Genomic DNA, 12,721 nt, shown 5'->3' on the forward strand with positions numbered 1-12,721 from the left:
GCGCGAAGCAGGGACATTCCCTGCGTCATGCCTTGACACAAACGGATCCAATTACGCATTTTGTTTCAATTGCGCAGGCTGGGACTCAAGCGCAGCATATCCAAACCTGTGTCGACCCAACGCTCGGCTTCGATGTGCAGTTGAAAACTGTCGGGAGCCAACAGCCACTGATACAGGATGCCATCGATGTAGGCATGCAAGCTGATGGCCGCGCGGGCAGCGTCGAGGTTTTCCGGTAACTGCCCGCGATTCACCGCATTACTCAGGGCCAGCGCGATTCGCACATTGCAATCGAGACTGACCGTTCGGCGCTGCTGGCGCAGGTCGCACATTTCATCGGTGAATTCGCACTTATGAAACAGAATCTCGTTGATGCGTCGGGTTTTCGGGTCCATGGCAACTTGATGAAACAAATGAATCAGCAGTTTGCGCATGCAACCCAGCGGGTCGAGTTCGTCTTCGCTTTCACTGGCCTTGGCCATTTCATTCAGCGGCTCGTGCAGGGTATCGAGCATCGCCTGCAGCAGATCCGCCTTGTTACTGAAATGCCAGTAGATAGCCCCACGAGTCACCCCGGCCAGGGTAGCGATATCCGCCAGCGTCGTGCGTGCCACGCCCCGCTCGAAAAAAGCTTTTTCTGCCGCTTCGAGTATCTGGCTTCGGGTTTCTTGAGCTTCCTCTTTGGTGCGACGGACCATGGCAGTAAAACCTCAATCAGAGTGCCTCAGCGATGTCTGAACATCCGCTGAATAGAAGTGAGGCGAGCGCTTTCGGGCTTCGCCTCAGGCCTACAATTCAAATCTTTGGACGGCTTTTGTAACGGTGTGGGTACGCCGCCAAGGTATTTACAAACAAGCATGAATGTAAGTATATTCCTTAGCAAGCTACTTATCCACCCGGTAAAATTTTTTAACCTTCCACCTTTCTTGTGCGCAACTTGCGCGCCTGACCCGAGGATCTTCATGCAATTCAAGCCAGCTGTTACCGCTCTGGTTACTGCCCTCGCCCTGGCATCGCTGCTCAGCGGATGTAAAAAGGAAGAGGCGGCACCTGCCGCACCCACCCCTCAGGTCGGCGTCGTAACCCTGCAACCACAAGCCTTCACCCTGACGTCTGAACTTCCGGGGCGCACCAGTGCGTTCCGCATTGCCGAAGTTCGCCCACAGGTCAACGGCATCATTCTCAAACGACTGTTCAAGGAAGGCGGCGACGTCAAGGCCGGTCAGCAGCTGTATCAGATCGACCCGTCGGTCTATGACGCGACCCTGAAAAGCGCCGAAGCCAACCTGCGTTCGACCAAATCGATCTCCGATCGCTACAAGCAACTGGTCGACGAACAGGCCGTCAGCCGTCAGGAATACGACACGGCACTGGCCAACCGCCTGCAATCGGAAGCCTCCCTGCAGACCGCCCAGATCAACGTGCGCTACACCAAGGTCTACGCACCGATCTCCGGTCGAATCGGCCGTTCATCGGTGACGGAAGGCGCGCTGGTCAGCAGCGGCCAGAGCGACGCCATGGCGGTCATCCAGCAACTGGACCCGATCTATGTCGACGTGACCCAGTCCTCGGTGGAGCTGCTTGAGCTGCGCCGCGAACTGGAAAGCGGTCGTCTGCAAAAAGCCGGCGACAATGCCGCCGCGGTCAAGCTGACCCTGGAAGACGGCAGCCAGTACGCCGTGGACGGCAAGCTCGAGTTCTCTGAAGTCTCGGTAGACCAGACCACCGGTTCCGTGACTTTGCGCGCGGTGTTCCCGAACCCTGATCACACCCTGCTGCCGGGCATGTTCGTTCACGCTCAGTTGCAATCCGGGGTGAATAGCGCGGCGATTCTCGCTCCGCAACAAGGTGTGACCCGCGACCTCAAAGGCACCCCGACCGCGCTGGTCGTGGGTCCGGACAACAAGGTCGAACTGCGTCAGCTCAAGGCCAGCCGTACTGTCGGCAACCAATGGCTGATTGAAGACGGCCTGAAGGCAGGCGATCGCCTGATCACTGAAGGGCTGCAATTCGTCAGACCTGGTGTTGAAGTCAAGGCCACTGAAGCCACCAACGTCAACGCCAAGAGCCCGGTCCCCGCACAGGCAGCCAAAGTCGCTGTCGGCGGCAAAGGGGAGTAAACCATGTCGAAATTTTTTATCGACCGTCCGATTTTCGCCTGGGTAATTGCCCTGGTGATCATGCTGGTCGGGGCTTTATCGATCCTCAAGCTGCCCATCAACCAATACCCGAGCATTGCGCCTCCGGCCATTGCGATCTCCGTGACTTACCCTGGCGCGTCTGCACAAACCGTGCAGGACACCGTGGTGCAGGTGATCGAGCAACAGCTCAACGGTATCGACAACCTGCGTTATGTCTCGTCGGAAAGTAACTCCGACGGCAGCATGACCATTACCGCGACCTTCGAGCAGGGCACCAGCTCCGATACCGCGCAGGTTCAGGTCCAGAACAAACTGAACCTGGCCACCCCACTGCTGCCGCAAGAAGTGCAGCAGCAAGGCATCCGCGTGACCAAGTCGGTGAAAAACTTCCTGATGGTCATCGGCGTGGTGTCGCGCGACGGCAGCATGACCAAGGACGACCTGTCCAACTACATCGTGTCGAACATGCAGGACCCGATCTCGCGGACCGCCGGTGTCGGTGACTTCCAGGTCTTCGGTGCCCAGTACGCGATGCGGATCTGGCTCGATCCGGCCAAGTTGAACAACTTCAACCTGACCCCGGTGGACGTGAAAACCGCCATCGCGGCGCAGAACGTCCAGGTCTCGTCCGGTCAACTCGGCGGCTTGCCCGCCCTGCCCGGCCAGCAACTGAACGCTACGATCATCGGCAAGACCCGTCTGCAGACCGCCGAGCAGTTCAAGGAAATCCTGCTCAAGGTCAACAAGGACGGCTCGCAGGTTCGCCTCAAAGACGTCGCCGAAGTAGGCCTGGGTGGCGAGAACTACAGCGTCAGCGCCCAGTTCAACGGCAGCCCGGCTTCCGGTCTGGCAGTAAAGCTGGCCAACGGTGCCAACGCCCTCGACACCGCAAAAGCCTTGCGCAAAACCATCAACGACCTGAAGCCGTTCTTCCCGCAAGGGATGGAAGTGGTGTTCCCGTACGACACCACCCCGGTGGTGACCGAGTCGATCAAAGGCGTGGTTGAAACCCTGGTCGAAGCGATCGTGCTGGTGTTCCTGGTGATGTTCCTGTTCCTGCAAAACTTCCGCGCCACCGTCATCACCACAATGACCGTGCCGGTGGTATTGCTGGGTACATTCGGGATCCTCGCGGCATTTGGCTTCAGCATCAACACCCTGACCATGTTCGGCATGGTGCTGGCCATCGGCTTGCTGGTGGACGATGCCATCGTCGTGGTGGAAAACGTCGAACGGGTCATGAGCGAAGAAGGCCTGTCACCCAAGGAGGCCACCAAGAAATCCATGGGGCAGATCCAGGGTGCGCTGGTCGGTATTGCCCTGGTGTTGTCGGCGGTACTGCTGCCGATGGCGTTCTTCAGTGGCTCCACCGGTGTGATCTACAAGCAGTTCTCGATCACCATCGTTTCGGCCATGGCCTTGTCGGTGCTGGTTGCATTGATCTTCACCCCGGCGCTTTGCGCCACCATGCTCAAGGCGATTCCGAAAGGCGAGCACGGCACGCCGAAACGCGGCTTCTTCGGCTGGTTCAACCGCAACTTCGACCGTGGCGTCAAAAGCTACGAGCGCGGCGTCGGCAACATGCTCGCGTACAAGGCTCCGTACCTGCTGGCGTACCTGATCATCGTGGTCGGCATGATCTGGCTGTTCACCCGCATTCCAACGGCGTTCCTGCCGGAAGAAGACCAGGGCGTACTGTTTGCCCAGGTGCAAACCCCGGCCGGTTCCAGCTCCCAGCGCACGCAAGTGGTCGTGGATGAAATGCGCGAGTTCCTGCTGCGGCCGAGCAAGGATGGCGGCGAAGGCGATGCGGTGGCCTCGGTGTTTACCGTGACCGGCTTCAACTTCGCCGGCCGTGGCCAGAGTTCGGGCATGGCGTTCATCATGCTCAAACCGTGGGACGAACGTAACGCCGACAACAGCGTGTTCAACCTGGCAGCCCGTGCCCAACAGCACTTCTTTACCTTCCGCGATGCCATGGTGTTTGCCTTTGCGCCACCAGCGGTACTGGAACTGGGTAACGCCACCGGTTTCGACGTGTTCCTTCAGGACCGCGCCGGTATCGGTCACAACAAGCTGATGGAAGCCCGTAACCAGTTCCTCGGCATGGCGGCGCAAAGCAAGGTCCTGTCGCAAGTCCGTCCGAACGGCCTGAACGACGAGCCGCAGTACCAGCTGGAAATCGACGATGAGAAGGCCAGCGCCCTGGGCGTGACCCTCACTGACATCAACAACACCCTGTCGATTGCCCTGGGCAGTAGCTATGTGAACGACTTCATCGACCGCGGTCGTGTGAAGAAGGTTTACGTGCAAGGCCTGCCCGGCGCTCGCATGAGCCCTGAAGACCTGAAGAAGTGGTACGTACGCAACAGCGCCGGCACCATGGTTCCGTTCTCGGCGTTCGCCAGGGGTGAATGGATCTACGGTTCGCCGAAACTGGCCCGTTACAACGGCGTGGAAGCGATGGAAATCCTCGGTGCCCCGGCGCCCGGCTATTCCACCGGTGAAGCCATGGCCGAAGTCGAAGCCCTGGCCAAGAAACTGCCGGCAGGTGTCGGTATTTCCTGGACCGGCCTGTCGTACGAAGAGCGCCTGTCCGGCTCGCAAGCGCCAGCGCTGTACGCCTTGTCGCTGCTGATGGTGTTCCTGTGTCTGGCAGCGTTGTATGAAAGCTGGTCGATCCCGATCGCGGTCATGCTGGTCGTGCCGCTGGGGATCATCGGCGCGCTGATGGCGACCAGCCTGCGCGGCCTGTCCAACGACGTGTATTTCCAGGTGGGGCTGTTGACCACCATCGGTCTGGCGGCGAAAAACGCCATTCTGATCGTCGAGTTCGCCAAGGAGCTGCATGAGCAAGGGCGTAGCCTGCGCGATGCAGCGATCGAAGCCTGCCGGATGCGTCTGCGACCGATCATCATGACCTCGCTCGCATTCGTGCTCGGCGTGGTACCGCTGGCCATTTCCACGGGCGCAGGTTCGGGTAGCCAACATGCGATCGGTACCGGGGTGATTGGCGGTATGCTCACGGCCACGATCCTGGCGATCTTCTGGGTTCCATTGTTCTTCGTCACCGTGTCGTCCATGGGCCAGCGCAAACTCGCCGACCAGGATGACGCCATTGAAACTTCTCAAGAGGCTGGCTAATGAGCAAGTCGCTACTCTCCCTGGCAGTCACCGCTTTCGTGCTGAGTGGCTGCTCGCTGATACCCGATTATCAGCGGCCTGAAGCACCGGTGGCGGGCCAATACCCGCAAGGCCCGGCGTATTCGCCGGCCCAGGCGCCTAACCAGGCCGCCGCTGAACAGGGCTGGAAGCAGTTTTTCCACGACCCGGCGCTGCAACAGGTGATTCAGACCGCGCTGGAGAACAACCGTGACCTGCGCGTCGCGGCGCTGAACATCGACGCTTATGCGGCTCAATACCGCAACCAGCGCGCCGACCTGTTCCCGGCGGTTTCGGCCACCGGCAGCGGTAGTCGTCAGCGGGTTCCGGCACGGGCCTCGCAAACCGGCGAAGCGAACATCAGCAGTTCCTACTCGGCCACCGTCGGCATCAGCGCCTACGAACTCGACCTGTTCGGTCGGGTGCGCAGCCTGAGCGAAGAAGCCCTGCAGAAGTACTTCGCCACTGAAGAAGCACGGCGCAGCACGCAGATCAGTCTGGTGGCCAGCGTGGCCAATGCCTACCTGACCTGGCAGGCCGACAAGGAACTGCTGAAGCTGACCCAGGAAACCCTCGGTGCCTTCGAGGAGAGCTACAAGCTCACCTCGCGCAGCAACGAAGTGGGCGTAGCCTCGGCGCTGGATCTGGCCCAGTCACGTACCTCGGTGGAAAACGCTCGTGCGCAACAGGCCAAATACACCCGTCAGGTCGCCCAGGATGAAAACAGCCTGGTGTTGCTGCTCGGCACCGGAATCCCGGCCAATCTGCAAGCAGCCAAGCCTCTGTCGGACGACCTGCTGAGCGATGTGCCGGCGGGCCTGCCGTCGGACTTGCTGCAACGTCGCCCGGACATCCTCCAGGCCGAATACAACCTCAAGGCCGCCAACGCCAACATCGGCGCGGCGCGGGCGGCGTTCTTCCCGAGCATCAGCCTGACCGCCAATGCCGGCTCGCTGAGCCCGGACTTGTCCGGTCTGTTCAAGGGCGGTTCGGGCACCTGGTTGTTCCAGCCGCAAATCAACCTGCCGATCTTCAACGCCGGCAGCCTGCGCGCCAGCCTGGATTACTCCAAGATCCAGAAAGACATCAGCGTGGCGAACTACGAGAAGTCCATTCAAACGGCCTTCCAGGAAGTCGCCGATGGCCTGGCTGCACGCCAGACCTACACCGAGCAGTTGCAGGCTCAGCGTGATTTCGTCAGCGCCAACCAGGACTACTACCGTCTGGCCGAGCGTCGTTATCGCATCGGGGTCGACAGCAACCTGACCTTCCTCGACGCCCAGCGCCAGCTGTTCAGTGCCCAACAGGCGCTGATCACCGACCGCCTGGCGCAGCTGACCAGCGCGGTCAACCTGTACAAGGCGTTGGGCGGTGGCTGGAATGAACAGACGGCGAAGAACGAGCCGTTGAAAGAAGAAGCGCCGAAGATGAAGTTGTTCTGATAGCGCCGTAAACACGAAGCCCACCGTTTGGTGGGCTTTTTGTTGGCCGCGAAAAAGGCAGTGCTTACGTATCAGCCCCCGACTCCATTGACCAGAAACACCGGTTCTTCCAGATAATCGAGCCCCAAGCGGTTTTCGAACATTTCGTCGCGTAACGCTGCGGTCGTGAAACTGCCCAGGCCCAGCGCGGTGGCCAGCAGGGAAAAGGTCTGACTCAGATGCCCGGCATCCATCAGCGCCACCCGCAATGCGCGGCTGAATTCGTATTTCCAGGCCATCCGCTCGACCCGCGCCGTGGAAACGAACACCGCTGCCGCCTCCTCTATCCATGTCTGACCACCACAGGCCTCGCTGATCCAGACCCGTGGATCTTCCAGGGAAAGCAGCTCCAGCCCGTGACGACGCACCGAATAATGGTAAAGCCCCCGCTCGAAACCTTGCACATTCATCAGCACCGCATACACCTCGGTGCCCTGCAACGATCCGCCCGCCGGCGAGGTTTTCTTCAGGAAGTAGTCGCCCATGCGGTTGTGCTGCACGACGGTCGCGCCCCAGGTGTAGTAGAGCAACAAAGACAGTTGTTCCGAACTCAACGGCTGATCACTGAAGGTTCGCGACGTGCGGCGATTGCACAGCGAGTCCAGCAGCGTCGGCTGAGCGATCGCACAGGCAGGCAGCAGCGGGTTTTCCAGGGCGATGAACGGATGGGACCAGTAGTCCTTGAACGCCGACGGCTGAGGTTGCGCCGAGGTCTTTTGCTCCAGCTCCGTTTCCAGCTCGGCGACGCTGATGTAGGGCGTGTGCGAGCCGGTCCGGGTACTCAGGTAAAACTCCAGCGCTGCATCCCAACGGGTCCAAAGGTTGAGCGAATGCTTACCCTGGTTATACGTGACCGAACACGATTGATTCACCACGGGCAGCAAAACACCGTGGCTGACCAGCGTCTTCAGGAATGCCAGGTTGTCGTCCTGCGCCGGACTCTGCAAAACCCCCGGCAGCAACAAGGCACTCTCCAGCGTCTGTGGGCTCAGGAAGTGGCGCAGTAACGGCAGCAACGTCACGTCAAACTCCAGGCTCAAGTCCTGCTGCCGGTCCCGGATAAAAAACGACGCTGAGCCAACGCTGAGCCAGGTGCTTTCCCTGAGTTTCAGCAGGGTCTGCGCGCCCTCCGACGGCGTCTGTTGATCGCCCTGTTGATCAAGCCCCTGCCAGAACAGGGCCTTGGGCCTCAAGGACTTGATGACCTTGATCAAGGTCAACAGTTCCGCGTCATCGGTTTTGCGCGAAATATCCCACTCCAGGGTGATCGCTTTCACCGGGGATGACTTAAACAATTCACGCAAAATGTCCCAATCCCGCCGTGGATGGCTGGTGTGAATCTCAATCAACCGGTCCAGCGGCAACGAACGCAAATAGTCGTTCAGGTCGTAACCCTGGGTTCTGGCGGTCGTGATCGCGCTGTCGAGATCCAGCAAAAATCCCGAGCCGCTGCGCGCCACCACACTGGAAATGAACTCGCCTTCGGACTGCTCTTGTGCGCCCGGCAACGAAAACAACCGCGGTGCGTTTTCCAGCACCAACAGCGTTGCCGTCAGCTCGCGCAATTCGATGGCATTGGCCACCACCGTGTCCGCCACCTCTTGGGCCAGGGTCGGCAAAATGAAGTGCTGCGTATCGCCACCGTGGAAACGCGACCAGGAAATATGCTCGGCCAGCCACGGCGAGCGGGTTTTGTCGCACAGTCGCCGCGTCATGTGCAGAAACTCGCGATCCATCGCAATGCCCACGCTGCCCAGGGACAAACTGGACGAGTGCAGCAGGCTCGGTACTCGAGCGCTGACGTCAAGTAAACGAGGCTGCAGGATGCAATGGGTCGGCTGAAACTCGACGTAATCGAAATGCGGCAGGCCTTCAGCGAGAATTCGCTCGACAGTCGGGTCAAGTCCATCCTCCGACCGGTCATCCTGTGCCCTGCGCCGTGGCAAATGGTATTCCAGCCCTACGCCGGCCTCGGGATAGGACGAGGCATCAAACATCCCCATGTGAGCCTCCCCGGCTTCAGGCGGTCAGACCCAGCAAGCGTTGTTGCTCAGTATCAGTCCCCGATATCGCCAACAGCCCGGCATATTGGTTTTCCTGTGCTCTGACCTCTTTGGCGAGGTTTTCCAGAAGTTGACGTCCTTGTGGGGTGAATTCAGTGCTGGCCTCAAAGTCCGGCAATGCCTTGATCAAGCCTCGCAGAATGTACAACAGACGGTTTTGCGCCCTCTGCAGCTCTTCGGTCGAACGCGAACGAACCCGCCCCAGGTATTTGACCAACGCGATGTACACGTAAAACGCGTGGAAGTAGCCATAAAAGTCACGCTTCTGTCCCGACCACGGCAAGGTGTACAAAGGCTCCCGCGAGGTCTCTTCCTTAACGACCGGGCACGCCTCGACAATGTGATAGAGCAACTGATGAGTGGCCTCATGCACCAGGGACTCTTCCAGATCGAGTATCGAATCATCCCGGCTCGACAACAGGATGATTCCGGTGAAACGGGACGCCGAACAGCTTCGAAATGAACCATCGGGCAAATAAAAAATCGACTTGACCAGTTTTTTGATTTGCTCACGGCAGGCGGGCCATGTGTGCTCTATGCGCAACAGGGCAATATTCACCACGTCGCAAAAAAACCGTACGGAGTAACCGCTACGCTCCAACTGTTTGCGGACGGCTTCATCCTCCGGAAACTCATAGCTGGGCGGCATCACTATCGCTACCAGCGGATCGACATCAAATCGATGCACAGGGGGGCAATAATGATTCACGCGGGAACTATCGGATGCTTTGACACGCACTAACATCTCTGGAAATTCAAACAGCATTTTTTCCAGCTCACTCCTGTCCTCGGTCTTTTTCGTGATGACCAGATTGGCATAATGAGCCGTCAGCACATTCCACACTTGAAACACCGGATCATTAATAATCAAGCGCTGTTCACGGGTTGGAGGAACGATAAGATTAAACGCCTGTTCAAAAAACTCTGCCAGATGTGGAGCGTTGGGAAACAACTGAAAAAGTTCGGTGTACAGCGCAACAAAGCTGGTGTATCGATTTCGACTGACACGCTCCAGCAAGACTTCAAATCGCGAAGGCTCCGAATCCGCAAGGAAGGTCGTACCCTGAAATAAATCCTCGACCGAGAGCTCACGTTGACCACTGTTACCGATGTCCATTTCTCAACCTTCCCTTAGGTTGGCGGCAACGGCTTCGCCATTGTCAGACTGGCAATGCCATAACCCAGTTGTTCATAAAGACGACGCGCCGCATCGTTGCGACCAAAGACATGCAACCGCACTTCCTTGCATCCCGCCTGGCTCGCCCATGACTCCAGGGCCAGCAGCGATTGTTTTGCATAACCCTGGCGGCGTTCGCCGGGGTCAATGTAAATATCCAGAATGAAGGCGATCCGACCGGCGCCAGCGTGTCGTTCGGCAACCCATAATTCACCGATGCGCCGCGCTTGATCCTGGATTACCCAGAGTTGATTCTTTTCAGTCAATCGCCCTTGCGGCAACAATTGCTCGAAGACGCTGCGTGCCCTTTGCGACGCCTCCTCCTGGCCCCACTCGCCGGCGGCGACCATCCCGTCGCCATATTCAGCAAGCGCTCTGTCGGCGAACGTAGCAAAGTCCGCGTCATTCATTGGAGCCAAGGTGACAGACATGCGTCATTCACTCCGTGCCCGAGTGCTTCAGGTCATGAGTCTGATAAGGCCATTCGGCGTACCACCGTAAAGCCCACCTTTCGTGGCACGCCAAATGGCATCACCCACCGTTAATCCATGCGCGCTTGTTGCTGCTGGTTCTGTGTATCAAATACCGCGCGTATCCCCAGGTTGCTCCGAATGCTGGAGGAAGCTGCCGTCAGTTTTGCAGCATCAATACCTTTAACCGCCGCGATCTCGTCAGTACTTAAGTGCACGCCAATATTTTTAGCCGCCCCTGCCGGATCACTGTGTAAGGCGCTGGCAAATTTTTCGTCCAGCACGGCCCGTCCCAGAACCGAGGCCAAACGTTCCTGATTGACTTTATTACCCATGGTACTTCTCCTTGTTATTTCGGCATGACGAAAAACATCCCCTGACGAAGCATGAGAATTTCTTTTGCCCGCCTGAGGAATTTGAATATAGCAAGGCCTCTTTTCTTTTCCAGCCAAGCCCATGGCTCTCTTTAAATCTTTTTACGATAACCGACAACACCAATTCTTAAGTTTAACCGGTGATTATTGATCTACCTTTAATGACAGCCAGCACTGTAGGAAACGTCTTACAACTAAAGCAATAAACACTTCCATCTAACATCAACAAAGCAACAAGGCGCCATTAATAGAACACACCTGCGGATGCACCTTATCAACCCGAATAACTATGGGATTTTATTAAGAATGCCTCATATCGTCCGCGCCCAGGCAGACGTCGATTAGTGTTCGTTAATCGCCCAAAACCCCATCCCCCCCAATTGAATCCCCCCGCCCATCCCTCGCACCATTGTCCGCACCTGCAAAAATCAATAACAACAAGGTCCGACACCATGACTACGCGCCCTCTGCGCTCCGGCTGATCTCGCCCGCCCCCTTATCCGAATTCGATTTTTTGTCTGCGACCCCTTGGTTGCGGCTGTGTACTGCCTTATCCCTGACAATTAGAGAGACCCGAGCCCATGACTTCCTCCACCACGCAGTATTTGTTTCCCAGCCTGATCGCCATCGCATTGGCCGGCGTGGCCCTGCCCGCCTTGGCCGAGGAAGCGGGCTTTGTAGAAGGAGCCAAGGTCAACCTGAACCTGCGTAACTTCTACATCAACCGTAACTTCACCAATCCGACCAAGAGCCAGGGCAAGGCTGAAGAGTGGACGCAAAGCTTTATCCTCGACGCCAAATCCGGGTTCACCCAAGGCACCGTCGGGTTCGGCATGGACGTGCTGGGGTTGTATTCGGTCAAGCTCGACGGCGGTAAAGGCACCGGTGGGACGCAGTTGCTGCCGCTGGATCACGATGGTCGCCCGGCGGACAACTTCGGTCGCACCAACGTGGCGTTCAAGGCGAAGCTGTCCCAGACCGAAGTGAAGGTCGGCGAATGGATGCCGGTGCTGCCGATCCTGCGTTCGGACGACGGTCGCTCGCTGCCGCAAACCTTCCGTGGCGGCCAGATCACTTCGAAGGAAATCGATGGCCTGACGCTCTACGGCGGCCAGTTCCGCGCCAACAGCCCGCGCGACGACAGCAGCATGAATGACATGTCGATGACCGGCAAAGCGGCCTTCAAGTCAGACCGCTTCAACTTCCAGGGCGTCGAATACGCCTTCAACGACAAGCGCACTCAGATCGGCTTGTGGAATGCTGAACTCAAAGACATCTACAGCCAGCAATACGTCAACCTGATCCACACCCAACCGCTGGGCGACTGGACCCTGGGCGCCAACCTCGGGTTCTTCTACGGCAAGGATGACGGCAGCGCCCGGGCGGGCGAGCTGGACAACAAAACCTGGTCGGGCCTGTTCTCGGCCAAATACGGTGGCAACACCTTTTACGTCGGCCTGCAAAAACTCACCGGCGATAACGCCTGGATGCGGGTCAACGGCACCAGCGGCGGCACCCTGGCCAACGACAGTTACAACGCCAGCTATGACAACGCCAAGGAAAAATCCTGGCAAGTGCGCCACGACTACAACTTCGCCGCTCTGGGCGTGCCGGGCCTGACCCTGATGAACCGCTACATCAGCGGCGACAACGTCCACACCGCCACCACCAGCGACGGCAAGGAATGGGGCCGCGAAAGCGAACTGGGTTATACCGTGCAAAGCGGCGCACTCAAAGACCTCAACGTCAAATGGCGCAACTCCACCATCCGCCGCGACTTCAGCAACAACGAGTTCGATGAGAACCGGCTGATCGTCAGCTATCCGATCAGCCTGCTGTAACCCCAAAACCAA

The 12,721-nt window shown here is 58.3% G+C and carries 9 protein-coding genes; 4 read left to right on the plus strand and 5 right to left on the minus strand.

What is annotated here, in order from left to right:
* Positions 1 to 65: 65 nt before the first annotated feature.
* Positions 66 to 698, minus strand: coding sequence for an efflux system transcriptional repressor EmhR (gene emhR / locus JUI81_RS21270; protein ID WP_019580902.1), 633 nt, complete (start codon positions 696 to 698; stop codon positions 66 to 68).
* Positions 699 to 962: 264 nt separating this feature from the next.
* On the opposite strand from emhR, the gene JUI81_RS21275 reads away from it, so the two are divergent.
* Genes JUI81_RS21275 through emhC form a run of 3 tightly spaced genes read left to right on the plus strand, consistent with a single transcriptional unit; the run spans position 963 to position 6,745 of the window.
* Positions 963 to 2,120: an efflux RND transporter periplasmic adaptor subunit gene (locus JUI81_RS21275; protein WP_018926861.1), complete on the plus strand. Its 1,158-nt coding sequence runs from the start codon at positions 963 to 965 to the stop codon at positions 2,118 to 2,120.
* A 3-nt stretch (positions 2,121 to 2,123) separates the two neighbouring features.
* On the plus strand, positions 2,124 to 5,285 hold the full coding sequence (gene emhB / locus JUI81_RS21280; protein WP_028939264.1) for an efflux RND transporter permease subunit EmhB: 3,162 nt from the start codon (positions 2,124 to 2,126) through the stop codon (positions 5,283 to 5,285).
* Positions 5,285 to 6,745 (plus strand): efflux RND transporter outer membrane subunit EmhC, encoded by a 1,461-nt coding sequence (gene emhC, locus JUI81_RS21285; RefSeq protein ID WP_204124977.1) that lies wholly within the window; start codon positions 5,285 to 5,287, stop codon positions 6,743 to 6,745. The genes emhB and emhC overlap by 1 nt, the downstream gene beginning before the upstream one ends.
* 71 nt (positions 6,746 to 6,816) lie before the next feature.
* Here emhC and JUI81_RS21290 read toward each other — a convergent pair whose 3' ends face one another.
* The 4 genes from JUI81_RS21290 to JUI81_RS21305 all read right to left on the minus strand — a co-directional run bounded on the left by JUI81_RS21290 (position 6,817) and on the right by JUI81_RS21305 (position 10,829).
* Positions 6,817 to 8,787 (minus strand): DUF692 family multinuclear iron-containing protein, encoded by a 1,971-nt coding sequence (locus JUI81_RS21290; RefSeq protein ID WP_204124978.1) that lies wholly within the window; start codon positions 8,785 to 8,787, stop codon positions 6,817 to 6,819.
* 16 nt (positions 8,788 to 8,803) lie between these two features.
* The gene (locus tag JUI81_RS21295) at positions 8,804 to 9,964 is read right to left on the minus strand and encodes an HEXXH motif-containing putative peptide modification protein (protein WP_204124979.1); all 1,161 of its coding nucleotides are present in this window, start codon (positions 9,962 to 9,964) and stop codon (positions 8,804 to 8,806) included.
* Positions 9,965 to 9,978: 14 nt separating this feature from the next.
* A complete protein-coding gene (locus JUI81_RS21300; RefSeq protein WP_026286480.1) occupies positions 9,979 to 10,455 on the minus strand; it encodes a GNAT family N-acetyltransferase in 477 nt (158 codons plus the stop codon).
* 110 nt (positions 10,456 to 10,565) lie between these two features.
* The gene (locus JUI81_RS21305) at positions 10,566 to 10,829 is read right to left on the minus strand and encodes an Os1348 family RiPP precursor (RefSeq protein WP_096479635.1); all 264 of its coding nucleotides are present in this window, start codon (positions 10,827 to 10,829) and stop codon (positions 10,566 to 10,568) included.
* Between the two features lie 620 nt (positions 10,830 to 11,449).
* Here JUI81_RS21305 and JUI81_RS21310 point away from each other — a divergent pair.
* The gene (locus tag JUI81_RS21310) at positions 11,450 to 12,709 is read left to right on the plus strand and encodes an OprD family porin (RefSeq protein ID WP_204124980.1); all 1,260 of its coding nucleotides are present in this window, start codon (positions 11,450 to 11,452) and stop codon (positions 12,707 to 12,709) included.
* Positions 12,710 to 12,721 lie beyond the last annotated feature (12 nt).

The organism is Pseudomonas sp. 008 (genome assembly GCF_016861935.1).
In the GTDB taxonomy this organism is placed as follows: domain Bacteria; phylum Pseudomonadota; class Gammaproteobacteria; order Pseudomonadales; family Pseudomonadaceae; genus Aquipseudomonas.

Coding starts and splice junctions, on each gene's coding strand:
- emhR (WP_019580902.1), bottom strand. CDS start 698: ATGGTCCGTCGCACCAAAGAGGAAGCTCAAGAAACCCGAAGCCAGATA.
- JUI81_RS21275 (WP_018926861.1), top strand. CDS start 963: ATGCAATTCAAGCCAGCTGTTACCGCTCTGGTTACTGCCCTCGCCCTG.
- emhB (WP_028939264.1), top strand. CDS start 2,124: ATGTCGAAATTTTTTATCGACCGTCCGATTTTCGCCTGGGTAATTGCC.
- emhC (WP_204124977.1), top strand. CDS start 5,285: ATGAGCAAGTCGCTACTCTCCCTGGCAGTCACCGCTTTCGTGCTGAGT.
- JUI81_RS21290 (WP_204124978.1), bottom strand. CDS start 8,787: ATGGGGATGTTTGATGCCTCGTCCTATCCCGAGGCCGGCGTAGGGCTG.
- JUI81_RS21295 (WP_204124979.1), bottom strand. CDS start 9,964: ATGGACATCGGTAACAGTGGTCAACGTGAGCTCTCGGTCGAGGATTTA.
- JUI81_RS21300 (WP_026286480.1), bottom strand. CDS start 10,455: ATGTCTGTCACCTTGGCTCCAATGAATGACGCGGACTTTGCTACGTTC.
- JUI81_RS21305 (WP_096479635.1), bottom strand. CDS start 10,829: ATGGGTAATAAAGTCAATCAGGAACGTTTGGCCTCGGTTCTGGGACGG.
- JUI81_RS21310 (WP_204124980.1), top strand. CDS start 11,450: ATGACTTCCTCCACCACGCAGTATTTGTTTCCCAGCCTGATCGCCATC.